Source organism: Burkholderia sp. 22PA0106 (assembly GCF_047497155.1).
Taxonomy (GTDB): Bacteria; Pseudomonadota; Gammaproteobacteria; order Burkholderiales; family Burkholderiaceae; genus Burkholderia.
Genome location: NZ_CP163162.1, coordinates 2,477,238 through 2,500,723, shown reverse-complemented (window position 1 = coordinate 2,500,723; position 23,486 = coordinate 2,477,238). Strand labels below are relative to the sequence as shown.

Here is a 23,486-nt window from a genome sequence, read left to right as displayed (position 1 = left end):
GCGCTCCCGCGCCGATTCGACCGAAAACGATAATTCGAATCAAAAAAAGAAAAGGCGGCCGTTTCGGCATCGAGCCGTTGCCGAAACGGCAACCACGGCCATCGCCGCGCCGGGGCGAACCACGATTGGGCCGAACGCGCTTTGCGTTGCCGCGATGGCAACGCGCAGGTGCCGAAAAAGTGCCTGAGGCGATATTTTTTATCACTTAACGTGGCATCCGTCCGCGCAATACAGACCAGTTGAACGATGCACGGGCGCAGCAACCCATACCGAATTCCCGCCCGCCCCGGACTCAGCGACCCGACAAAATCATGAATCAGATTCCCTTCGAATTTAAATCAGTACACCTTATTCATATTGCGATGATTGCCGCGGCGCTCGTCGCGCCTGACTACGCGTTCGCGCAAAGCGCAACCGCAAGCGGTCAGGATATCGCCGCAACCGGCGACAGCTCGGCAGGCAGCGCCGCGAAGGATGCGCGCAAGAAGAAGGATGCCGCGGCGGCTGCCGCGGTGCAGACTCAGGCTGCCAGCAAGGGCGATACGCATGGCGCAACGCTCAGCCCGTCCCAGCCGGACGCGGCGGCTGAAACGACCGCAGCGGCAAGCGTGTCCGACCATGGGAAGGAGGCACACAACGTCGGCGAGATGATCACGAAGGGAACGTTCTTCGGCAACATCCGCACCTTCTACTATGCGTCGCGCAACGCCTTTTTCTCGCCCGGCGCGAATCAGAACACGGTCAGCTACGGTGGCGAGCTTGGCTACGTGAGCGCGCCGCTCTACGGATTCTCCGTGGGCGTGAGCGGCTATCTGCAGCGCGGCATCGGGCATTCCGACAACCCGAACCGCGTGGACAGCTACCTCGGCCCGAACCTCGCGACCTTGGGCGAGGCCTACGTCAAATGGGAGCACGACCAGGTGCAGGTCACGGTGGGCAATCAGGCGCTCAACGTGCCGTTTGCCTCGACGTACGATTGGCGCATTGCTCCGCAGTTGTATCAGGGCATCGATGCGAAATACGGCGACGCCGACAATTTCGTCACGGCCTTCAAGATGTTCCGGTTCAAGTCGTACACCGGCAACGGGTTCTCGCAGAAAACCAATTACGACGAAAGCTTCGACCCTTACGCCGGCATCGGCAATCCGACGACCAACGGTTTCTGGGGCGTGGGCGCGGCGCACAAGTTCGATCTCGATGCCGTCACGCTGCGTGCCCAGGGCTGGTATCAGACCTATCAGGACTACGCCGACCTGGCCTACGTGGAAGGGCAGGTGAGCCGCACCGGCGGGGCATGGAAGCCGTTCGCAGGCCTGCAGTACTTCCACGAGACCGGCGACGGGCGCGAGCTGCTCGGTCCCGTGGACAGCCAGGTGTACGGCATGCAGCTCGGCGTCAAGCACAACTCGATGACGTTGAGCTTCGGCTACGACTTCATCGCCCCGCACCGCAACGCCTATCTCAATGGCTCGCTGGTCACGCCGTATGCCCACGATGTGTCGGGCGGCCCGCTGTTTGCGCAGCCGTTCCTGACCAGCACGCAGGATCTCGGTGCCGGCAACGCCTATGCAATCGACATCAGCGGCGCACCGACCGGCAACTGGTTCATCGGCGCCCGCTATTCGTTCATGGATCTGAAGGCGAGTGCCGACGGCCCGAGCCTCGACGGGTCGGAATACCTTGCCTATGCGATCTACAACTTCAGCGGACAGCTGAAAGGGTTCAGTGCCGCCGACTTTTTCGCCGTGCAAACCTCCCCCGTCAAGGGCCGCACGTTCGTGCAGAACCGGCTGCAACTTCAGTACGCGTGGGGGCCGCAGATCTAATCGCACTTGGTGACAACCGTATTTCGAATTCACTCGCACCCGATGGAGGGAGGTCCTTCTCTCCATTGAAAAAAATCAACAAGAAAAATCATGAAAAATCGAATCAAGCTGTTGAATCTCTCGCTGCCGCTGATCGGTGCATGCTCGCTGCCCGCGCATGCCTCGGTGACGTTGTACGGACTCCTCGATACCTATGTCGGCTACACGAATGCCGATGGCAAGGGGGCCGCCACCGCGATGCAGAGCGGAGGTCTCGCGGCAAGCCGGATCGGCCTGCGCGGCGACGAGGACCTCGGCGGCGGCCTGCATGCGACGTTCAATCTGGAGAACGGCATTCAAACCAATTCGGGGGCGGCCGCCGACGCCTCGCGTGCATTCAATCGCAATGCATGGGTAGGACTCGCGAATCAGTATGGCGAAATCCGCTTCGGACGACAGAACCAGATTCAGCTGTACATGCTCGGGAAAATGGACGCCTTTGCGGGCGGCACGTACGGTTCGTTCTTGAACAACGCGGGGACTTACACGTTTCGCTTCGACAACATGATCACGTATTGGTCGCCATCGATATACGGTTTCAAGCTGAGCGCAGGTGTGAGCCTCGGTGGGCAGACCAGCCCGCATGACGGGCTCAATGCCTATCTCGTGTCGCTGGAATATTCGCGCGGCCCGCTTTATCTGGGTGCGAACCACGTAGAGCAAAACAGCACCGATGGACGGAATCTCACCAAGGCGACCTTCGCGGGCGGCAGCTATCAGTTCGGCAAGCTGACCGGGTATCTGGGCTACTACCGAGGCAACGTGCTTGGTTCGAATACCGCTACGAACGTGGCCGGGAAATATCACAGCGTGTACTCGGCCTCGGCCGCCTACAACTTCACGCCGGCGCTGAAGATCAGTGCTGGCGTGGGTTGGGCCCAGGACAGTTCCGGCGCGCACGACAACGCCGGCGAAGCGAGCCTCGGCGCGTTCTACTCGCTCAGCAAGCGCACGATGCTCTACGGCACGGTCGAGCGGCTGATCAACAAACATGGCGCAACGTATGCGTTGCTGGCGAACGGCCCGATCACGTCCAATTCGCCTGCCGCGGGCGGGGGCGTAACGGGCGCTCAGATCGGGATCGTGCATTCGTTTTGATGTTTCGCGTGTCTTCGTGAGAGGCCTTGCTGCCTGGGTAGGGGCGTTGGTCCGGCAAATCACTTCCGTATTACGCCCCTCAACCGCGACCCTGTGCGTCGCATCGCCATGCCTTCAAGGCTGACTGCCATCGAACCGTGCCGGACGGTGCTGTTTTCGAATGGCGGTGAGTGGACCTTTTGTAGTCGGCATGCGCGAGAGGGTGACTGCGCAATGAACATCGATATTCTTGATAGCGATACCTCGTTTTCCCCGTTACAGCGATATGACGATATTTGAGGGTTTTATGTAGAATGAGCCACTCAAGGATTGTCGGCTCATTCTTTCGCCATGCATCGAATCGGACTCTTTGTTTGCAGTGGCCACGATCCTCTCGATCTGGGCGGGCCACTGTCGGCTTTCAATCAGGTAGCCACGGCAGCTGGCCATACGCCGTACGATCTTCATGTCATCTCGCATTCTGGAGGCCCGGTTCGTGGCAATACGGGTCTTGTGATCGAGACCAAGCCGGCCGGAAGGCGCACGTTCGATACCGTCGTTTTCGTGGGCGGTGATATCGATCCCATGCAGACGCAGGAGAACATCGCGGCCGCCAGGAAATTGAGCGCCAAGGCCTCGCGGGTGGCGAGCGTTTGTACGGGGGCGTTTCTGCTGGCGGAAACCGGCTTGCTGGACGGGTTGAAAGCAACCACGCACTGGCGATACGCTGCGCTGTTGCAGTCGCGTTTTCCTCGCACCCGGGTCGAGAGCGACAGCATCTATATCGCCGACGGCCGCATCTGGACGTCGGCAGGCATTGCTTCGGGAATCGACCTGGCGCTCGGCTTGATTGAACGAGATATGGGTGCCGAAGTGGCGCGCGGTGTCTCCCGGCTTCTGGTGGTGGCGTATCGTCGGCCGGGCGGCCAATCCCAGTTCTCCGCCATGTCGCAGATGGAACCGGAGTCGGACCGCATTCGCATTGCCCTGAACTTCGCGAGAGAACACCTGGCTGAAGCGCTACCGGTGGAGCGGCTCGCCGAGGTGGCCAGGTTGAGCCCGCGGCAGTTCGGACGAGCATTTCGCCGGGAAACCGGCGAGACACCTGCCAAGGCGGTCGAACGCTTGCGCGTGGAAGCCGCGCGGCTGCGCCTGCAGGATGGTAGCGAACCGATCGAAAAAATTGCGCTCGCCGTGGGATTCACGGATCCGGAGCGGATGCGGCGGGCCTTCATCAAACTGCATGGCCACCCTCCGCAGGCGATCCGGCGCGAGAGCCGATCGAACGCTGCGCGTTGATCGAGCGCCAGCCTCGTGGCGCTCGTGCCATTTAACTCGCTGTATCGCCGGCCGCTCGACCGCCATCGGATTTCCGGGTGGGGGAGTCATTCCACATGTCGCGATGCAATTTCCACGTGCCGCCTTGCTTCAGAAAGAGCAGGGTCTGCTTGCCGCGATAGATGAGCTTTCCGTCGTGATCACGGACTTCCGCATCCGAGACTTCCGTTACGCTCCGGTCGTTGCCGTAGAACTCTTCATGGCTGAACGATACGGTGCCGGGTTTTGTCCCGGAATACCCCTTGACGAAGTACGCGGTAATCGCGCTGCTCCCCGTCACCCTGTCGCCGCCGGGCGGCATGAGTGCACCATCGGGGGTGTACAGGCGGCCTATCGCCTCATAGTCCCCTCGTGCAAAGGCATCCGCCCATCGCACGTTCTCGGCCTTGATGGCCGCTTCGGTTCGAGGCTGCGGGCCATCCGCCATTGCCGGCGCGGCAAACGCGAAAAATGAAAAGCAGGCTGCAGAAGCAGCAGCAAAGCGGCGAATCTGTTGCATATGAGAATTTCCGATCAGGGTTTAAATCGATGGGACTGCGCGGGAGTGGCCAAGCGATGCCGAAGGTGGAGCGATCGACACTCGCGCAGAGCTTCACCGGCATCGCCTGCGGGCATTTCAGCGAACGCCCGGGATTCGCGCGAGTCCTTTGGATGCACCGGGCAGTTCCTTGTCGACCATTGCGACGACTTCCGGCCGTGCGTCTCTGGGATGACCGGAATGGAACGGCGGGGCGGGGTCGTATTCGATCGCGAGTTGCGTGAATTCGGCAGCCTGTTGGCCGCGCAGCTTCGCCGCGACGCGCAGTGCGAAATCGATGCCCGCCGTCACGCCGCCGCCGCTCATGAAGCGGCCGTTGTCGTCTTCCACGAATCGATCCGGCACGGGGATGGCGCCATATTCGGACAGCTTGTTGACGAAGGCCCAATGGCAGGCGCTTCGCTTGCCCTTGAGAATGCCCGTCGCGGCGAGCACCAGCGAGCCGTTGCACACGGACGTCACGTGTTTGGCGCTTTCCGCCAGGCGCCGGATTTGCGCCTGGTACGCGGGCCGCATCGGCGCCGTCAAATCGGAGCCACCGGGAACCAGAATCAGGTCGGTCTTCTCGATATCGGCCAGTCGCTCGGTTTTGCCATACACCACCCCGAATTCGAGCGTGACGTTGCCGCCATCGAGGCTCGCATAGCGAACGCTGGTATTGGGCAAGCGGTGAAAAATCTCGCTGGGGCCGGCGAAGTCGAGCAGCGTTCCGCCGTCGTAATTGACGATCAAAATATTGAGCGGGTCGTTCGGAGCCAGTTCCGCCCGGCCGGCTGCCTGCGCGAGAGCGGGCGCGGTGTGGCCAAGCAGGGCCGTGCCACCCAGCACGGCGCCCAGCGTGGCGATGCTGCCGAACTTGAGCATCTCGCGGCGCGAACGACCTGATCCGGTGAGCGATTTTCCGGATTCCTTATTTTTTTCGCTATGGTTGGTCAAAATCATTTCTCCTTGCGCTTCGGCCCCTCGGTGCGTGCGGTCAGGTTGGGCCGGATTGAAAGTCACCACCACGAACAAGCGTGGTGGACAGGGAATCAAGGTATGGATGAACCCGGGGGAGGACGGACAGGGCTCTTGAATCGAAAAGCGCAGGCTTAAAGCTGCGAGGCGCCACCATCGACAATCAGTTCGCTGCCGACGACGTAGGACGATTCGTCGCTCGCGAGATAGAGCGCCGCGTAGGCGATGTCTTCTGCCTTGCCCATGTGCCCAACCGGCATGCTCTTCGCGAATTCGCTCTTGAAGTGGCGGACGTCCTCGTTCGACATCCCCCACTTGCCGAGCAGAGGCGTGTCTATGCCACCCGGCGCGATTGCGTTGAACCGGATCTTGCGATCGAGAAACTCGTAGGACCAGCTACGGGCAAGCGAGCGCACGGCGGCCTTCGCCGCCGCGGTCAGCGATATGCCGTGTTTGCCGGTCTGGGCGACGAACGATGTATTGAGAATGACCGAGGTGCCCTCTCGCAAGTTCGGCAGCACCGCTTTGAGCGTGTACACGACGCCCTTGACGTTGATATCCATGATCTCGCTGTAGAGATCGTCGTCGATGTCGCCGAGTGCGGAGGGGAAGGCCCAGCCGGCGTTGGCGAACACGACATCCAGGCCGTCGAACTTTTCCTGTACTTCGGCGGCAATGGCCCGCATGTCCTCGATCGAGCGGACATCGCCCTTGAGAACCAACGCGTTCTCGCCAAGCTCGGCCTTCGCGCGCTCCAGTGCGGCAACATCGCGGCCCGTCACCGCGACCCGAGCGCCTTCTGCGATGAAAAGCCTGGCGGTCGCGAGACCGATACCGCTGGTGCCGCCCGTAATCAAAGCCGACTTGTTTTTAAGCCTCATCTTCGCTTCCTTTGTTTGCTCGAAATTGATCGAACCGGAAGCACAAGACGCCATCGCGTTTGTGCTGGTGTTCCGGCTTGATGCCTGCGCAAATTATGGAACCTGGATGGAATGGCTCAAAGGTCGTATAACCCTCAAAAAAAGTCACTGACGGGAAGCGTCGCGAGGTCGTCGAGCGCACGTATGCCCGGTGCGCCGGATTCGGCAAGCTGCGGATTCGTTTCGAACGGCGCCTCGATATTCATGCCGCTTTGCTCTTGCTGGCTGCCGCCGTCATCTGCTCGAGATTCGTGGATGACTTGTGTTGGTGGATCTTGGTGCGGTCGAGCGTGGAGACCCAGGCTCTTCAGGGGCGATTGACGTTTGGCGCGGTGATTGTCCGAATCGATCCAACGCGATTGATGGACAGCCAGGGGGCAACCGGGGGCAACATCGGGGCCAAGTCGGTGCATCCCGGATAAACGGTTTCCCGGGCCGGTCGCGAATTTGCTCCGGCCCGGGACGACACTCAGCGTGCCGCCCAGGCAGTCTCCGCGTCGAGCGGATAGACAGGCCGATCGAGGTGCCGATAGTCGAACAATCCGTAGTCCGAACCGGTCACGCCGCGGCTGTCGCATTCGACCAGGCCCGCCGAGATCGGCACGAACACCGGGCGGCAGTACATGCGCGACTTCAGCAGCAGGAAGCGGGCGCGGCGCGGATCGACGCCGACGCTCTCGAACACGCCGAGATCCCAGGGCTCGTGGGTGCGCTCGGTGATCACCAGCACCGCTGCGCCGGTGTCGAGCACGGCCGCGCGGCCCATGTGTGCGCGCTGGCCGGTATAGGTCGGCCCGGTGATGGTGTATTCGCCGTCGGTCAGCGCGAGCACCGTGCCCCGGGCCATGAACGGCGCGCGCTGCGAGCCGTCGCGCGCCGGCCGCTTGTTGCCGACCGGCAGCGTGACGTTGGCGCCGACGCCGGCCTCCCGGAGCACTGCCACCGCCTCGGGATCACAGAGCGGCCCGCTGACCAGGCCGTCGAGCCCCTGCGCGAGCGCAGCCTCGAGCAGATCCATGGTGTCGCAGGTGCCGCCCGACATGCAGTTGTCGCCGTGGTCGAGCAGCAGCACCGGCTTGTCGGCGCCTTGCGCGAGCGTCAGCGCCTCGGCCACCGACTCGGCCAGCGGCGGGCTGCGGTAGACGAAGGCATCGCGCTCGTCCCAGATCGCGGCGGCGATCCGCGCGGCCACCGCCTCGGCCTGCGCCGCGTCGCCGTCGCCGACCACCACCACGCTGATGCAGGGCGCGGCGATGTCGGCCAGCGAGAAGCCGGCCAGGATCGACACCGCCAGCATGCCTTCGGCCTCGGCCGCGCGCGCCGCCGCCACCGCGCGCCGCATCGCGCCCTCGGCGGTGGCGCTGCGCAGCGTCGAGCTGAGCAGCGGCGGGCGCCGCCAGGCCAGCATCGGCCGGGCGTGCCCGGCGAGCGAGTCGAACAGCAGCCGCGCCGCGTGCTCGCCGGTTTCGTACATGTCGACGTGCGGATAGGTCTTGAAGCTGACGATGATGTCGGCGTGATCGATCATCGCCTGCGTGACGTTGCCGTGCAGGTCCAGCGCGACGGCAATCGGCACGCCCGGCAGCGCGGCGCGCACGCGCGCCAGCAGTTCGCCCTCGCCGTCGGGCGTGCTCTCGGCCACCATCGCGCCGTGCAGGTCGAGCATCACCGCGTCGCAGCCCGGCGCGGCGGCCACGATCGCCTCGCAGATCGCGGCATAGGCCTCGGCCGCCACCGGCCCGCTCGGGTTCGCGCCGGCCGAGATCGGCGTGACCACCTCGGCGCCGGCAGCCTCGGCGGCGTCGATGAAGGCCGCCATCGCGGTGCGCATGCCCTTGTTGTCGCGATACGCCTCGGCGCCGTAGCTCGGCCCGTTCGCGCCGAATGCGGCGAGCGGCGTGGGCACCGGCGAGAAGGTATTGGTTTCGTGGTTCATCCGCGCGATCAGGATCCGCATCACGCGCCCTCCACGCCGGCGGCCGCCTCGGCCGGAGCCACGCCGGCGGCCTCGAGCATCGCGTGCAGCAGCACGTTGCAGCCGGCTTCCAGGTGCTCGGGGCTCGCGTCCTCGATCTCGTTGTGGCTGATGCCGTCCTTGCAGGGCACGAAGATCATCGCGGCCGGCGCCACGCGCGCCAGGTACACCGCGTCATGGCCGGCACCGCTGACGATGTCCATCGCCGACAGCTCGAGCCGCGCCGCGCCCTCGCGCACCGCGCCCACCAGCTTCGCGTCGAAAGGCTGCGGCGGAAAATACACCACCTGCTCCACGTCGATCGTCATCGCCGCCTCGGCGCCGGCCTGCGCGCACGCCTCGCGCAGCGCGGCGTCCATCGCGCTCAGGGTGGCGTCGTCGGGGGCCCGCAGGTCGACGGTCAGGGTCACGCGGCCCGGAATCACGTTGCGCGAATTCGGATGCACGTCGACCCAGCCCACCGTGCCGCGCGCATGCGGCGCGTGCGATCGCGCGATGCGGTTGACCGCGGCGATCAGCGCGGCGGCCGGCAGCAGCGCGTCGCGGCGCAGCTCCATCGGCGTCGGGCCGGCATGCGCCTCCATGCCGTGGATCGTCACGTCGTACCAGCGCTGGCCGAGCGCGGCCCGCACCACGCCGATGGTGGTCCGGTTGGCTTCCAGCACCGGCCCCTGCTCGATATGCGCCTCGAAATACGCGCCCACCGGATGCGGGCCGGCGGCCTCGCCGGCATAACCGATCGCGGCCAGCGCCTCGCGTACCGACACGCCCTCGCGGTCGCGCTGGTCGAGCGCGTGATCGAGCGTGAAGGCACCGGCGAACACGCCCGAGCCCATCATCACCGGCACGAAGCGCGAACCCTCCTCGTTGGTCCAGACCGCCACCTCGAGCGGCGCGAGCGTGCGCAGGCCCGCCTCCGCCAGCGTGCGCAGCACCTCCAGCCCGGCCAGCACGCCGTAATTGCCGTCGAACTTGCCGCCGGTGGGCTGGGTGTCGATATGGCTGCCCGTCATCACGGGCGGCAGGTCCTCGCGCAGGCCGGCGCGGCGCGCGAACACGTTGCCGATCGCGTCCACGCGCACCGTGCAGCCGATCTCTGCGGCCCAGGCCGCGAAACGGTCGCGCGCGAGCCGGTCGAGCTCGGTCAGCGCGAGGCGGCACACGCCGCCCTTGTCGGTCGCGCCGATCTGCGCGAGCTGCATCAGGCTGTCCCACAGCCGCGCGCCGTTCACGCGCAGGGCCGGCGCGGCGCCTTCGCGCGCGCCGCGGGTCGTATCCAGAACTTGCATCGATGTGTCCTCGGTTGGCGGGGCGGCGTCGCTCAGGCGACGCCGACGCCCAGGTAACGGTCGCGCACCGACTGGTCCGCGAGAAAGGCCGCGTTGTCGCCCTGGTAGACGATCGCGCCTTGTTCGATCACGTAATGGCGATCGGCCAGTTGGGTGCAGACTTCCAGGTTCTGCTCGACCAGCAGGATGGCCACGCCGGCCGCCTTGATCAGCTTGAGCTGGGCCACGATCTCCTCGACGATCACCGGCGCCAGTCCTTCGACCGGCTCGTCGAGCATCAGCAGGCGCGGCCGGTTCATCAGCGCGCGGCCGATCGCCAGCATCTGCTGCTCGCCGCCCGAGAGCTGCGCGCCGCCATTGCGCCGCCGCTCCTTCAGGCGCGGGAAGATCCGGTAGATGTCCTCCAGTTGCCACGGCGAATCGCGCCGCGCGCCGAGCCGCAGGTTCTCCTCGACCGTCAGCAGCCGGAAGATGCCGCGATGCTCCGGCACGAAGCACACGCCGCGCGCGGCGATCCGGTGCGGCGCGAGGCCGGCCAGCGCGGCGCCGTCGAAGCTCACGCGGCCCTCGCGCGGCGCCACCACGCCGGCGATCGCCTTCAGCGTGGTGGACTTGCCGGCGCCGTTGCGGCCCAGCAGGGTGACCGTCTCGCCTTCGCCGATCGTCATCGACACGCCTTGCAGCACATGGCTCTTACCGTAATAACCGTGCACCGCGTCGAGTTCGAGCATCATGCGCGGCCTCCCGTGATCATGTTGCCGAGATAGGCCCGGCGCACGCGCTCGTCGGCGCGAATCGCGTCGGGCTTGCCTTCCACCAGCACGCGGCCCTGCTGCATCACCGTGATGGTGTCCGAGATGTCCATCACGATCCCCATGTTGTGCTCGATCAGCACCACCGTGTAGTCGTCGCGCAGGCCGCGGATCAGCGCCTTCATGTCTTCCAGGTCGTCGATGCCCATGCCGGAGGTGGGTTCGTCGAGAAAGATCGCGCGCGGCTTCGCGGCCAGCGCCATGCCCACCTCGAGCCGCCGTTGCTGGCCGTGCGAGAGCGCGCTGGCGGCGCTGCCGGCGAAGCGTTGCAGCGCCAGCCGTTCGATCACCGCGTCGATCGTTTCGCGCTGCGCGAGCGCGCCGTGCGGCGGTGTCCAGGCGTTGAAGGCGCGACGCGCCTCGACGCCCTGCGCGGCGATGCGCAGGTTCTCGCGCACCGACAGGTTCGGGAACAGGCTGGTGACCTGGAACGAGCGCGCGATGCCGCGCCGCACGCGGCGGTGATCGGGTTCGCGCGTGACGTCGGCGCCGTCGAACAGGATGCGCCCGGCGCTGATCGGCACGGTGCCGGTCAGCACATGGAACAGCGTGGTCTTGCCGGCGCCGTTCGGACCGATCACCGAATGCACGGTGCGCGGCGCGATGCGCAGGTCCACGCCGCCCAGCGCGGTGAACTTGCCGTAGCGCTTGACGATGCCGCTCGCCTCGAGAATCGCCTCGCTCATGCTTGCCTCCCTTGATCCTTGCGGCCGCGCAGCGCGGCCACGATGCGCTCGCCCAGGCCCCACAGGCCGCGCTGCAGGAACAGGCTCACGGCGATCAGCACCAGGCCGAGCAGCAGCAGCCAGCGCGGCCACAGCGTCGAGAGCCAGTCCGAGAACAACACGTAGAACACCGCGCCGAGCACCGAGGCGAACAGCTTGCCGGTGCCGCCGATCACGGTGGTCACCAGGATCATCTCGCTGGTGTGATAGTCGATGTTGGACAGCGGCGCGATGCCTGTCATCAGCGCATGCAGCGCGCCGGCCAGGCCGGTTACCGCACCCGACAGCACGAAGGCCAGCAGCTTGAAGCGCGGCACGTCGTAGCCGACCGCGGCGGCGCGCGCCTCGTTGTCGCGAATCGCCAGCAAGGTGCGGCCGAACACCGACAGCGTCACGCGCCGCAGCAGCCAGAACGCCGCCACGAACAGCACCGCCACGAAGCCGTAGAACTGCCAGGGCGTGGCCAGCGGCAGCAGCGTGTGGCCCGCGATCGACAGTGCCGGGCGCGGGATGTCGAGCAGGCCGTTGTCGCCGCCGGTGAGGTCGGGCGTGGTGTAGGCGAGGAAGTAGAACAACTGCCCGAAGGCCAACGTCAGCATCACGAAATAGGTGCCGCGCTGGCGGATCGAGAACCAGCCCACCACGGCGGCGGCCAGTGCGCCGACCGCGATCGCGGCGGCCAGCGCGAGCGGCAAGGGCAGCGCGAAGCGCGTCAGCACGATGCCCGCGGTGTAGCTGCCCAGGCCGAAGAAGATCCCCTGGCCGAACGAGAGCAGCCCCGTGTAGCCGAGCAGCAGGTTGCAGCCGAGGGCGGCCAGCGCATAGACCAGCACCTCGGTGGCCAGCGAGCCGGAGTTCAGCGCCAGCGGCAGCGCGCAGGCGACCGCGATCGCCAGCCAGGTCTCGTAATGGCGGCGCCAGATGCCGCGCGGGGGCGTGCCGTCGACGGCCATCCCGGCCGCCTCGTCCGGGCGCGGCGCGGCGACCAGCGATTTCGAACCCTCGATCATGCGGCCCTCCCGAGCAAGCCGTTGGGGCGCAGCAGCAGCACGGCCGCCATCGCCACGTAGATCATCAGCCGCGCACCTTCCGGCCACAGCGTGCTCATCACGCTCTGCACGATGCCGACCAGCAGGCCGCCCACCAGCGCGCCGAGGAAGTTGCCCATGCCGCCGACCACCACCACCACGAATGCGACGCCGAGCGCCTCGATGCCCATGAAGGGATCGACGCCGCGGATCGGCGCGGCCAGCACGCCGGCCAGCGCGGCGGTGGCCGCGCCCAGCGCGAACACCAGGCTGAACACGCGCGACACGTTGATGCCGAGCAGGGACACCATCTCGGCCGCCTCGCTGCCCGCGCGCACCGTGCTGCCCAGCCGCGTGCCGTCCAGCAGCCACCAGAGCAGGGCGGCCAGCACGGCGGTGAAGCCGATCACGAACAGCCGGTACTTCGGGTAGACGAAGCTGCCCCAGATCACCACGCCGTCGAGCGAAGCCGGCACCGGCACGTTGTCGCCGAGCGGGCCCCAGATGAGGATCGCGCATTCCTGCAGCACCAGCGCGAGGCCGACCGTAACCAGGATGTGGAATTCATGGGCCTGCGCATAGACGTGGCGCAGCACCAGCTTCTCGACCAGCCAGGCGAAGGCGCCCACCGCAAGCGGCACCACCAGCAGCGCGACCCAGAAGTTCGCTTCCCATTGCAGCGCCTGATAGCAGAAATAGGCGCCCAGCAGGTAGAAGGCGCCGTGCGCGAAATTCACGAAGCGCAGCAGGCCGAACACGATCGACAGGCCGACGGCGAGCAGGAAGTACAGCATCCCGACGCCGATGCCGTTGACGATCTGCAGCAGATAGACATTCATGGCAGGAAGAATCCGCAGAAGAGGAAGGAGGCGCCGGGCGCCTCCGTCGTCGCGTGGTCGGCGTCAGCCGAGCTTGCAGCCGGTCTTGTCGGCGGCCAGGAAGGACTGCCCGGAACTGACGATGTCCGCGTAGTCGTCGGCGTTCTTCATGCGGTTCTTGGCCTTGCCCTTGAGCAGGTAGTAGTTCTTCAGCACTTGATGATCGGCGCGGCGCACTTCCTCGGGGCCGGTCAGGCCGTCGTACTTCATGCCCTCCAGCGTGGCGATCACCTTCTTCGGATCGGTGGTGCCGGCCTTGAGCATGCCGTCGAGCAGGATCTTGGTGCAGATGTAGGAGCCGGCCAGGCTGTAGTTCGGGTTGGCGTGGAAGGCCGCGTTGGCGCGCTTGACGAGATCGCGGTTCAGCGGCGAATCGATGCCGTGCCAATACTGCGCGCCGAAATAGACGCCGTCGCAGAGATCCGCGCCGAGCGTCTCGAACTGCTCCAGGCCCGAGGCCCAGGCCATCAGGATCGTGCAGTTGCGTTTCATGCCGAAGCTGATCGCCTGGCGCAACGTGTCCGAGGACTGCGAGCCGAAGTTCAGGATCAGCAGCACGTCGGGCTTGGCCGCCACGGCATTGGTCAGGTAGCCGCTGAATTCCTTCTCGGCCAGCGAGTGATAGCTGTTGCCGACGTGCTGGATGCCCGCTTCCTGGAAGATCGCCTTGGCGGCCGACAGGAGCCCCTCGCCGAACACGTATTGCGGCGTGATGGTGTACCAGCGCTTCGCGTTGGGCAGCATCTTGATCAGCGGGCGCACGGTCTGCTCGATTGCGCCGTAGGTCGGCACCGACCAGCGGAAGGTGGCGCTGTTGCAGTCCTTGCCGGTGATCTCGTCGGCGCCCGCGGTGGTGATGAACACGCCGCCCGCCTTCTCGACCTCCTTGCCCATCGCCAGCGATTCGGAGGACAGGATGCCGCCCGCGAAGTAGCGCACGCCTTTTTGCTGCGCGACTTCCTGCACCCGGCGCACCGCCGTGGCCGGCTTGCCTTCGGTGTCGAGCGTGACGTAGGACAGCGGCGAGCCGAGCACCTGGCCGTATTGCTGCACGGCCAGCTTCATGCCCAGGTCGGCGTACTTGCCGTTCGCCGCGAACGGGCCCGACATCGGCACCGGGCAGGCCAGCTCGAGCGGCGCGCCGGCGGCGAATGCGGTGCGGGAGGCGAGGGCGCCGAGCGCACCCGGCATGGCCGACGCGGCGGCCAGTTTCAACAGTTCACGGCGATTCAAGTGGATGCTCCTTCGGGGATGGACGCTGGCGAGCCGGCCGGCTGCCGATCGCTCGGGCCGCCTCGCTCGGGCGGCCACCGGTTCATCCTATTTATCATGATAAATAGGATGAACATGATCCTAGGTATGTCAGAATCCGCTGTCAATCAGGCAAAATTCGCTACCGCGAACCGGCCACCGCCATCGCGCGCAACGCGGCCGGCAGGCGCCGCCAGAACAGGAAGGGAGTCAGGAAGATGGGCATGGATCGAGCGAAAGCGGCTGTCGCGGTCGAGATCAAGCAGCAGAAGCGCGCGGATCTGGTCGCCGAGGAAATCAAGCGGCTGATCACCGAGAAGGACTTGAAGCCGGGCGATCGACTGCCGCGCGAAGCCGAGCTGCAGCAGCTCTATTCGGTCAGCAAGAGCACCATGCGCGAAGCGCTCAAGTCGCTCGAGGTGCAGGGGCTCATCAAGGTGACCACCGGCCCGGGCGGTGGCGGGATGGTGGTGGAGGTGCCGCTCGACCGCACCTTGCAGCTGCTGCAGAACTACCTGTTCTTCAAGGACGTGTCGATCGACGACATCTATACGGTGCGCAAGCTGCTGGAGCCGGAGCTGGCGGCCGGCGCGGTGCCGCACCTGAGCGAGCGCGACTTCGCCGCGCTGGAGGCCAACATCGCCTGCTGCGATGGCTCGGCCGGGCCGCACGATCGCGGCAACCTGGTGCGCCAGCGGCAGGAGGACGTGACCTTCCACGACATCCTCGCGGCGGCCAACCCGAACCCGTTCCTGCGCTTCACCTGCGAGCTGATCAACGAGATGATCCGGCAGTTGATCGAATTCCGGAACGACACGCCGCTGGTGGAGCACAAGCGCTTCGGCGAGGCCAACGTGGCGATCCACCGCGCCATCACCGAGGCCGCGCGGGCACGCGACGTGGACAAGGTGCGCGCGCTGATGGTGGAGCACATGACCGAGGCGCCCAAGCATGTGAAGCGCATGAAGGGCAAGCTGCGCGGGCGGCTGATCCTCGATTCGGAAATTCGCAAGCGCGTGAGGGCGCGGATGGCCATGCCTGTGGAGGACGGTGATGAGGAACGCTGATGTTTGGCGTACCGTTGCAGATCTCGTGCGGCTATCGAAACCGTGACCGAGGGCGATGAGACGCCGGTCGTGCATTCCGATTCACCTTCCTGCCGCGCAATACGCCGAGAACGCCGCACTCTCGTTTCACGGCTCATCTCCGGGTAGCCAGGGAAAGTGCGCGATCCATTCATTGGCTCGGCCATACTCCACGGCTTCGCGGAGAATTTCGTTCTCCACGGTTTTCTTGGTCAGCTTTCGCTGCAACTCGTGAATCTGCTTGAGCGCGTCGGCCAGCTTCGAGGCCATGACCCCGTCTTCGCGAGTCCTGGCCGTCGACAGGCTCCCGTCCAGGTATTGCTTGCGCCAGTGGAAGAGCTGGTTGGGATTCACGCCATGTTCGCGCGCGATCGTCGAAACCGATTTTCCTGGCTCGAAGCTCTCGTGCACCATGGCAATCTTTTGGTCTGCCATCCAGCGCCGCCGTCGTTCTCGTTCGATCGATACGTCCATCACTTCATGCCTGACATGGTTAAAAAAGCGGCATCGTACGCACGGCAGATATCTCGGTGCTACAACGATGTTTTCATGATGTCGGTATAGGCGCTTACCAGCTTGTTTCGAATCTGCAAGGCGTACTGAAGTTGAATATTGGCTTTTGCACCATCGATCGCCACGGCATGAAGCGATACGTTGCGTGCGCCCAGTTCGAATGCCTGCGCCTCGCCACCTACCTGCGCCTGCCTGGCGTTGAGATCCTTGATCGACTGCTGGAGCGCTTGCGCGAAGTTTGTCGGGCCGGCGCTGGCTGAAGCCGCGGTGGATGAATCAGGGGGGGCTGCATTGGCAGCCTGGCTGGCCATCGCCTGCATCTGGTGCAGCGCAGATGCGAGCGGATTTACCGGGATCATCGTGACCTCTCGATTCGCTTGCGTGTAGACACCTTGGCCAAAATCGCAAATTTTTCGATGTCGCGGTATCGGTCGAATGTCCGATGCGGCTGGGCGCTCGATGTTCCTCCGAAAAACCGTAGCAGCAAAAGCTGGAGATTTCCGGCACGTCCTGTTGAGACGTGAAGGATGGCTAATCAATCACAAGAAAATCGGAGAATGGGCTGCCTCCTTGATTCGGCTTGCCGTACGGCATGAAGGACAACATCGACGTGGCGGGCATTCCGACCACCGCCGGCTGCACGGCCTTCGCCTACACACCGGCGGAAAGTGCCGCGCTCGTCGCGCAGCTCGACGTCGCGGGCGCGATCTTCATCGGCAAGCAGAACCTCGATCAGTTCGCTACCGGCTTGGTCGGCACGCGTGGCGTGGGGGGCCATTGCCGCAACGCATTCAATGCGGCGTACGTACCGGGCGGGTCGAGTTACGGCTCGGCCGTGGCGGTTGCCAAAGGGCAGGTGGCTTTCTCGATCGGCAGTGACACCGGCTGGTCGGGGCGCGTGCCCGCGGCGTGCAACAACATCGTCGGCCTGAAGCCGACGCCTGGGCGCATCGATACGACGGGGTTCGTCTACTGCAACCGCAGTTTCGATGCTGCACCGGTGTTCGCGCTGACCGTGGCAAAGCGGTGTGGCCGAGCCTCTCGGCATGGCGATCGGTTCGCCGCTTCTGGTCATGCGGCGCACGACGCGGCTCGATGATGGTCGGGTGTGCGAGGCCACCGTGTTTCACATCCGGCCGGAGCGCTATGAGTTTGTCGTGACGAGCGGCGTCGAGGGCAAGCTGGTGGGGTGACGTGCCAGTGTCCGGCGGCGTCTGACGCCGCGACAATCAGGCCGCTACCTGCTCGTGCAAGTACGCCACCCGCGTTTCCCGCATCGGGTTGAAGCTGCCGTGGCGGACCACCTTCGATTCGAAATCGGCCGGCAACCCGAGGCGCTCGCGCCATTCCCGCCAGTCGATCTCCGGGCTGTTCTGGTGGGCGCCGCCTCCGAAACCGCTTATCGAATCGCAGGCCGATGCTCCCGGAACGCCGCAGCGATCACGCGTAGCGCCTCGCGCGATTTCGGGTCGGACAGGCTCGAGTGCAATACGATTTCCGACGCGGGCAGTGCCGGCAACCCGAGCGCTGCCCCGACTTCGACAATAGCCGGCGGCGCGACCCGATGCGCGAACGCGCCCACCGCGAGGCCGGCCGACACGGCCGCCGTGACGGCCGCCGTTCCTCCGCCGATGAATACCTCCGTCCACGCAATGCCGTTTGCGTCCAGCTTGCGCGTTGCCATGCCGCGTATGCCGCACGACGCCGAAAGCGATGCGAGCCTCAAGGGCGCGCCTTCACGATGCACGAAGCCCGGCGATGCAAACCAGCCCAGCGGTTCCAGCGCGAGCACTTCTCCAGTTCTTCGATCGTCCTCGCGACGCAGGATCGCGGCGTCGAGCTTGCCGCGTTCGAACCCGTCGAGCAGCTCGCGCGACGAGCCGATCTGAACCTCGATCACCAGCGCGGGATCGTAAGCATTCAATCGCGCCAGCATCGTCGGCAGGTCGGGCCCCGCAACATGGTCGCTCAAGCCCAGCGCGAAGCGCCGCGTGGCGCCCGATAGCCCCGCCAGCGCACGTTCGTGCGCGGCGACAAACTCGCGCGCCACGTCCAGAAACGCGGCGCCGCGCGCGGAAAGCCGAACCAGGCGCGGCGTGCGTTCGATGAGCTTGTCGCCCAGCCGCGCCTCCAGCCGCTTCAGCTTCATGCTGATCGCCGCCTGCGTCGTGTCCATCGCCTCGGCGGCGCGCGTGAAGCTCTGAAGATCCGCGACGAGCGTAAAGGCACGCACCGCGTCGACATCGAGTGTTGGCATATCAATCATCCTAATTTGTTATCACTGATACGTTCATGCATGACATTGAGTTATGAGAGAGGGTAACGCATAGTCGCCATCACCGACCACCGGTTCGGACGGGCCTTCCGGCTTCCGAACGCATTCGACGAATGGCCATTTCATGAACACACTCGACAAGGCGCACCCGCTTGCTTCGCCCGACACGGACACAGCCGACCCGCGGCGCTGGCTGGCGCTCCTCGTGCTCCTGACCGGGGCGTTCCTGCCGATCCTCGACTTCAACGTGGTCAACCTGGCGCTCCCTGCCATCCGCCTCGACCTCGGCGCCACGTCGGGCGAGATCGAATTCATCATTTCGGCCTATGCCGCCACCTATGCCGTGTTCCTCATCACCGGCGGACGGCTTGGCGACCTGTTCGGGCGCAAGCGCATGTTCGTGACCGGCGTTGCCGGCTTCACGCTGGCCTCGGCGATGTGCGGGCTCGCGCCATCCGCCTCCGCACTCATCGCGGCGCGCGTGCTGCAAGGGCTCACCGCCACCGTCATGGCACCGCAGGTGCTGGCGTGCATCCGCGTCCTGTTTGTTCCGAAAGAGCAGGGCCGCGCGCTCGCCCTTTATGGCGCGACCTTTGGCCTCGCGAACATCTGCGGCCAGATTCTCGGCGGCGTGCTGATGTCGTTCCACCCATTGGGATTCGGCTGGCAGGCCATCTTCCTGATCAACGTGCCGATCGGTCTGGTGGCCTTCGTCGGGGGCGGGATGTTTTTGCGCGACTCGCGGGCCGATCACGCGCAACGTCTCGATTTCGGCGGTGTCGTGCTGCTTTGCGCTGCGCTGGGCTTGCTCGTTTATCCGCTGGTGGAAGGGCGGGAAACCGGTTGGCCGAGGTGGATCGTTGCGATGCTGATTGCCGCGCCGTTTGCCTTCGCGCTGTTCGTGCGTTTCGAGCAGCGCCTGGCCAGGAGAGGCGGTGCGCCGCTTGTCGACTTCGAGCTCTTCAAGGCGCCGGGCTTGTCCGTTGGCGTGGCGATGGCCTTCGCGTTGTACATGCTCTCGTCGTTCTATCTGACCTTCTCCGTGTACCTGCAAGCGGGGCTGCATCTCTCGCCGTTGCAGGCCGGGTTGGCGACGTTGCCCTACGCGATCGCCTATTTCGTGGCGTCGCTTGCCTCGGTTCATGTCATGGGGAAGCTCGGCAAGTTCGCGCTGACGATCGGGTTCGCCCTGCAGGTCGTCGGCTTCGGTATCACGCTCGTCGCCGTGGCGAACGCGCTGCCGGACGGACGCGATATCGGCCTGGCAATCGCGGGGCTGGGATTCGGCACGGTCATGCCTTCCGTCATCAAGGCGATCATTGGCGGAGTCGCGCCGAAGCATGCGGGCCTGGCGTCCGGGGTCGTCATGTCGACGTTCCAGATCGCCTCGGCGCTGGGTGTCGCGGTTATCGGTGGCGTGTTCTATGCCGCGCTCGGCGCCGGAGACGGAACGGCGGCGTACGACCATGCCTTTGCCATTGCGCTCGGCTGCAATGTGGGGTTGCTGGCCGTCGGTGGCGTGCTTTCACTGTTTCTGCCGGATCAGCGGCGAGCGCGCTGAGGCAGGCCGCAACCGGACGGCGATGCGCTCAGGGAACGTCGCTCCCGTGCTTCGCGGCCATGTCGCGCGCCGTCGCCTGGCGTTGCATGGTCGGATCGGAATCGGCCACGCGCGCCGAGGCGCGTTCGACAAAAACGGCCGGAATGCTCAGGTGCCGGGCCTTGATGGTCGGGCGCTCGAGTCGGGACGACAGCAGTCGAAGCGCCTCGTTCGCGAGTTCGTCGATCGGCTGCCTGAGCGTCGTCAGTCGATAGGGCGGTCGTGCGGCCTCCTCGATGTCGTCGAAACCCACGATCGAGATGTCGGCGGGCACCTCGAGCGACAGCCCGTAGCGGCAGGCATCGAGCGCGCCGAGCGCCAGCTGGTCGTTCGCGCAGTACACCGCATCGATCGCCGATCGGGCGCGTTCGCCTTGCGCCATCATCAGCGCGTAGCCCTGGGCGTACGAGAAATCGGAGTGCAGCACCTCGAGATGCGCCGCGCCAAGCGCCTTCATGCGCGCCACGAAGGCGGCGATGCGCAGTTGACTGACGGGCGCCTGCTCCGGGCCGCCGAGGCAGAGAATCCGCCGGTGGCCGGCGCGGTGCAGGCGCTCGGCCATCGCCTGCGCGCCGGCCTGATTGTCGGTGGTGACGGAATCTACGCGAGGGGCGTCCGTCTGCCGATTGAACATCACGATCGGCACGCCGTGACGCTGGAAGCTCCTGATATCGTCGAGCGCCAGGTTCGCGCAGGCAATGACGCCGTCGAGCGGAAACTCGAGCGCGTCGGCCAGGGCGTCGTGCGTCTGCGCATCCTCATCGACGGGGATCAACAGCAGTTTGGTGCGTTGTGCCTTGAGCGCGTCGCCGATCACGTACAGCACGTCCGGATTGAAGCGCAGCGTGTATTTCGTGGCGATCAGCGCGATCACGTTCGACCGCCCGAGAATCAGCGAGCGCGCCAGCGCGTTCGGTCGAAAGCCGAGCGTCTCGGCCACCTTCAGCACATGCGAGCGCGTTTCCGGCGAAATCGGGCTGTCAGGCTGGAAGCATCGCGAGACAGTCGATTGGGAGACTTCCGCGGCGAGCGCGACATCGTACGATGTCACGCGCGCGGGACGTTTCGTTTGCGTCATGGCGGTAGCGGGCGGTCATGCGGGAAGGGAGCGCCATTCTACCCGCCGCCGATCAGGCGGCACGGCGCCGCGCGTCGATGGCGAGCCGAGTGTCGTAAGGCAGCAGACGCAGCGGCGCGAGGTAGCCGTTGTGATCCACGCCCCAGCCCGCATCGGCCGCGGCCACCACGACTTCATCCGACCATTCGATGGTTTTCTTCTGGTCGCCGCTGGTCATGGCGATCATCACCAGCGGTTGCTCGCCGACCGATCGGACGGCGCGCCATGCACCCGCCGGAATCGAGTAGAGCGATTGCGGCTCGATGCGAATGCGCGTCTCGTCGCGGCCCGTGTTCAGCGTGAGCTCCGCTTCGCCCTCGTAGACGATCAGCACCTGCTTCGCATCGAGCGAATGCCGGCCGATACGATTGCCGGGCGCCACACGCAGCCATTCGACCGAAAAGCCGTGCGGGTTCGTGATGGCGGGCATCGCATCGCGATCCTGCGAGATACCGAAGCCGATCACGCTGGCCACCTCGGCCGCGTGTCCCGGCAGCATGCTGTCGAGCAAGGCCCGCGGCGACCAGCCGCGCGCTTGCGCCTTGACCATGCGTCGGCCCATCTCGTCGGCGCCGATCTTTCTGAACGACCGCGCGGTTTCCATGTCGATCGGCTGGAGCAGCGCGTCCGGCGACGGCCTGGCTGCGCCCGTGGCGGTATCGACCAGGAAATTGTCCTTGGTCAGATAGAGCCCGTGTGTCGCCGCCTGCTCGAGGATCGAGGGATGCCAGATGATGCCGCCCGTGTCGTCGCCACCGAGCGCGGAGAAGATCCAGCCATCGTCGTCGCCGATATTGCGAAAGCCCCGGAAGATCCAGGTGGGCACGCTCAACACGTCGCCGGGCTTGCCGATCACGGTGCCTTCGTCGCCATCGGCGCCCCAGCGGAATTCCCAGGTGCCGGAATAGATCATGAAGCATTCGGCCGTGTAGTGGACATGCAGGTTGTTGACCACGCCCGGCGGCATCGCGGCCACGCCGAGGCTGAAACCGTGCGGCTCCTGCAGGTTGACCACCTGATCCTCGCTTTGCGTGACGCCGGCTCCGATCAACGAGTAGTTTTCCTTGCGATCGGATCCTTTCATCTTGCAGTCGATGAACGCGACCTTGCACGCCACCATGTCGGCGCGCCGAACCAGGCGCGCCGCCGCCGTATTTGCATCGAGTGTTGCGTGTTCCGCCATGTCGCTCTCCACCTTTTTCATCGGTTATGCATTCGAATGCATAGATTAATGCAGAGATGCCGATTCGTGCAAGCCGATGTCGAAACACGCTCAGGGAAAGCCGGCGAGTTGCTGCTGCGCGGCGGTGGCCATGGCGATGTCGATGAAGTTCGTCAAGGCCGCATGGCGATCGTCGGTGCGCCAGACCAGTTCGAGTTCGGAGTAGGCCGGCTTGTCCATCTGGAGGGGCCGGAACGCGACGTGCGGAAACTGCATGTGCCGTGCCGAGGCCGGCACGATCGCCACGCCGATATTGCTGGAGACCAGCGCAACCACCGTGTAGAGCTGGGTTGCGTCCTGCGCGACGTCGGCTTCGACGCCGGCGCCGAGAAGGATCTCGGACACGATGTTGTAGAAGTACAGCGCCTCCTTGCGGCTGAACAGAATCAGCGGCTCGGACGCCAGCTTTGCCACCGGCACGCGCGGCAACGCCATCAGCGGATGTTGCTCGTGCAGCGCCAGCATCATCGGCTCGCGGTAAAGCAGCAGCGAGCTCAGTTCGGCATGATCGGGGCCGCCGGGGCGCATGAAACCGATATCCATTTCACCGGCGAGCAGCGCCTCCCGCTGTCGGGAGGTGACGCCTTCGCGCAGTTCCAGCCGGACTTGCGGATGCTGGCTGCGATAGACCCGGATGCATTCCGGCAACAGTTCGGGCAACGCACCGGCGACGAACGTGATCCCGAGCCTGCCGCGCTCCCCGCGGCCCGCCAGGCGGGCATGCTCGACCAGGGTGTCGGCCTGCGCAAGCAGCCGCCGCGCGCCGGCCAGCATTTCCACCCCCGCCTGGGTGAGCCGCAATGGACGCTTGCCGCGAATGAACAACGGCGTGTCCAGGTCGCTCTCCATCTGCATGATCTGCTGACTGAGCGGAGGCTGCGTGATGTGCAGCCGGGTGGCGGCACGGCCGAAATTCAGCTCTTCGGCGAGCACGACGAAATAGCGAAGCTGGCGCAGGTCGATCACGCTTCATTCCTAAAAAAGATGAAACTCGAATGAATAATATATTAGACAGAACAAA

General features: G+C 65.3%; 22 protein-coding genes and 2 pseudogenes. 8 read left to right on the top strand and 16 right to left on the bottom strand.

What is annotated here, in order from left to right; translation table 11 throughout:
- Window positions 1-311: 311 nt before the first annotated feature.
- The 3 genes from AB4850_RS10685 (at window position 312) to AB4850_RS10675 (ending at window position 4,241) form a co-directional block, all read left to right on the top strand.
- Window positions 312-1,826 (top strand): OprD family outer membrane porin, encoded by a 1,515-nt coding sequence (locus AB4850_RS10685; protein ID WP_414439792.1) that lies wholly within the window; start codon window positions 312-314, stop codon window positions 1,824-1,826.
- 90 nt (window positions 1,827-1,916) lie between these two features.
- Window positions 1,917-2,963 (top strand): porin, encoded by a 1,047-nt coding sequence (locus tag AB4850_RS10680; protein ID WP_414439791.1) that lies wholly within the window; start codon window positions 1,917-1,919, stop codon window positions 2,961-2,963.
- 330 nt (window positions 2,964-3,293) lie between these two features.
- Entirely contained in the window at window positions 3,294-4,241 is a 948-nt protein-coding gene (locus AB4850_RS10675; RefSeq protein WP_414439790.1) for a GlxA family transcriptional regulator, read from the top strand.
- Window positions 4,242-4,272: 31 nt separating this feature from the next.
- Here the strand turns inward: AB4850_RS10675 and AB4850_RS10670 are convergent, their stop codons facing one another.
- The 3 genes from AB4850_RS10670 to AB4850_RS10660 all read right to left on the bottom strand — a co-directional run bounded on the left by AB4850_RS10670 (window position 4,273) and on the right by AB4850_RS10660 (window position 6,656).
- Window positions 4,273-4,779: a YybH family protein gene (locus AB4850_RS10670; RefSeq protein ID WP_414439789.1), complete on the bottom strand. Its 507-nt coding sequence runs from the start codon at window positions 4,777-4,779 to the stop codon at window positions 4,273-4,275.
- A 117-nt stretch (window positions 4,780-4,896) separates the two neighbouring features.
- Entirely contained in the window at window positions 4,897-5,760 is an 864-nt protein-coding gene (locus AB4850_RS10665) for a DJ-1/PfpI family protein (protein ID WP_414439788.1), read from the bottom strand.
- Window positions 5,761-5,909: 149 nt separating this feature from the next.
- Entirely contained in the window at window positions 5,910-6,656 is a 747-nt protein-coding gene (locus tag AB4850_RS10660; RefSeq protein WP_414439787.1) for an SDR family oxidoreductase, read from the bottom strand.
- A gap of 152 nt (window positions 6,657-6,808) precedes the next feature.
- Here AB4850_RS10660 and AB4850_RS10655 point away from each other — a divergent pair.
- Window positions 6,809-6,961: pseudogene (locus AB4850_RS10655) on the top strand (IS5/IS1182 family transposase); the annotation flags it as partial.
- A gap of 203 nt (window positions 6,962-7,164) precedes the next feature.
- On the opposite strand, the gene AB4850_RS10650 reads toward AB4850_RS10655, so the two are convergent.
- The 7 genes from AB4850_RS10650 to AB4850_RS10620 form a co-directional block, all read right to left on the bottom strand.
- On the bottom strand, window positions 7,165-8,652 hold the full coding sequence (locus AB4850_RS10650; protein WP_414439786.1) for a M81 family metallopeptidase: 1,488 nt from the start codon (window positions 8,650-8,652) through the stop codon (window positions 7,165-7,167).
- A complete protein-coding gene (locus AB4850_RS10645) occupies window positions 8,652-9,959 on the bottom strand; it encodes a Zn-dependent hydrolase (protein ID WP_414439785.1) in 1,308 nt (435 codons plus the stop codon). Before AB4850_RS10645 ends, AB4850_RS10650 begins: the two co-directional genes overlap by 1 nt.
- Window positions 9,960-9,991: 32 nt before the next feature.
- Window positions 9,992-10,693, bottom strand: a complete 702-nt coding sequence (locus tag AB4850_RS10640; RefSeq protein ID WP_414439784.1) for an ABC transporter ATP-binding protein — start codon at window positions 10,691-10,693, stop codon at window positions 9,992-9,994.
- Window positions 10,690-11,457: an ABC transporter ATP-binding protein gene (locus AB4850_RS10635; protein WP_414439783.1), complete on the bottom strand. Its 768-nt coding sequence runs from the start codon at window positions 11,455-11,457 to the stop codon at window positions 10,690-10,692. Before AB4850_RS10635 ends, AB4850_RS10640 begins: the two co-directional genes overlap by 4 nt.
- Window positions 11,454-12,506, bottom strand: coding sequence for a branched-chain amino acid ABC transporter permease (locus AB4850_RS10630; RefSeq protein ID WP_414439782.1), 1,053 nt, complete (start codon window positions 12,504-12,506; stop codon window positions 11,454-11,456). Before AB4850_RS10630 ends, AB4850_RS10635 begins: the two co-directional genes overlap by 4 nt.
- On the bottom strand, window positions 12,503-13,363 hold the full coding sequence (locus tag AB4850_RS10625; RefSeq protein ID WP_414439781.1) for a branched-chain amino acid ABC transporter permease: 861 nt from the start codon (window positions 13,361-13,363) through the stop codon (window positions 12,503-12,505). Before AB4850_RS10625 ends, AB4850_RS10630 begins: the two co-directional genes overlap by 4 nt.
- Window positions 13,364-13,426: 63 nt before the next feature.
- On the bottom strand, window positions 13,427-14,635 hold the full coding sequence (locus AB4850_RS10620) for an ABC transporter substrate-binding protein (protein ID WP_414439780.1): 1,209 nt from the start codon (window positions 14,633-14,635) through the stop codon (window positions 13,427-13,429).
- A gap of 236 nt (window positions 14,636-14,871) precedes the next feature.
- Between AB4850_RS10620 and AB4850_RS10615 the strand changes: the two genes are divergently transcribed.
- Window positions 14,872-15,720 (top strand): FadR/GntR family transcriptional regulator, encoded by an 849-nt coding sequence (locus AB4850_RS10615; RefSeq protein ID WP_414439779.1) that lies wholly within the window; start codon window positions 14,872-14,874, stop codon window positions 15,718-15,720.
- 52 nt (window positions 15,721-15,772) lie between these two features.
- Here the strand turns inward: AB4850_RS10615 and AB4850_RS10610 are convergent.
- Together AB4850_RS10610 and fliE are read right to left on the bottom strand one after the other, a co-directional pair.
- Window positions 15,773-16,212: pseudogene (locus AB4850_RS10610) on the bottom strand (transposase); the annotation flags it as partial.
- Window positions 16,213-16,271: 59 nt separating this feature from the next.
- Window positions 16,272-16,610 carry a flagellar hook-basal body complex protein FliE gene (fliE, locus tag AB4850_RS10605; RefSeq protein ID WP_414439778.1) on the bottom strand — a complete coding sequence of 113 codons (339 nt, stop codon included), beginning with the start codon at window positions 16,608-16,610 and terminating at the stop codon, window positions 16,272-16,274.
- Between the two features lie 221 nt (window positions 16,611-16,831).
- On the opposite strand from fliE, the gene AB4850_RS10600 reads away from it, so the two are divergent.
- Together AB4850_RS10600 and AB4850_RS10595 are read left to right on the top strand one after the other, a co-directional pair.
- Entirely contained in the window at window positions 16,832-17,350 is a 519-nt protein-coding gene (locus tag AB4850_RS10600; protein WP_414439777.1) for an amidase family protein, read from the top strand.
- A complete protein-coding gene (locus AB4850_RS10595; protein ID WP_414439776.1) occupies window positions 17,298-17,444 on the top strand; it encodes a hypothetical protein in 147 nt (48 codons plus the stop codon). Before AB4850_RS10600 ends, AB4850_RS10595 begins: the two co-directional genes overlap by 53 nt.
- A 206-nt stretch (window positions 17,445-17,650) precedes the next feature.
- Here AB4850_RS10595 and AB4850_RS10590 read toward each other — a convergent pair whose 3' ends face one another.
- Window positions 17,651-18,508 (bottom strand): LysR family transcriptional regulator, encoded by an 858-nt coding sequence (locus tag AB4850_RS10590; protein WP_414439775.1) that lies wholly within the window; start codon window positions 18,506-18,508, stop codon window positions 17,651-17,653.
- Window positions 18,509-18,650: 142 nt separating this feature from the next.
- On the opposite strand from AB4850_RS10590, the gene AB4850_RS10585 reads away from it, so the two are divergent.
- Window positions 18,651-20,087, top strand: a complete 1,437-nt coding sequence (locus tag AB4850_RS10585) for an MFS transporter (RefSeq protein WP_414439774.1) — start codon at window positions 18,651-18,653, stop codon at window positions 20,085-20,087.
- Between the two features lie 28 nt (window positions 20,088-20,115).
- Here AB4850_RS10585 and AB4850_RS10580 read toward each other — a convergent pair whose 3' ends face one another.
- The 3 genes from AB4850_RS10580 to AB4850_RS10570 form a co-directional block, all read right to left on the bottom strand.
- The gene (locus AB4850_RS10580; RefSeq protein WP_414439773.1) at window positions 20,116-21,204 is read right to left on the bottom strand and encodes a LacI family DNA-binding transcriptional regulator; all 1,089 of its coding nucleotides are present in this window, start codon (window positions 21,202-21,204) and stop codon (window positions 20,116-20,118) included.
- Window positions 21,205-21,256: 52 nt separating this feature from the next.
- Window positions 21,257-22,426 (bottom strand): cupin domain-containing protein, encoded by a 1,170-nt coding sequence (locus AB4850_RS10575; protein WP_414439772.1) that lies wholly within the window; start codon window positions 22,424-22,426, stop codon window positions 21,257-21,259.
- Between the two features lie 90 nt (window positions 22,427-22,516).
- Window positions 22,517-23,431, bottom strand: coding sequence for a LysR substrate-binding domain-containing protein (locus tag AB4850_RS10570; RefSeq protein WP_414439771.1), 915 nt, complete (start codon window positions 23,429-23,431; stop codon window positions 22,517-22,519).
- Window positions 23,432-23,486 lie beyond the last annotated feature (55 nt).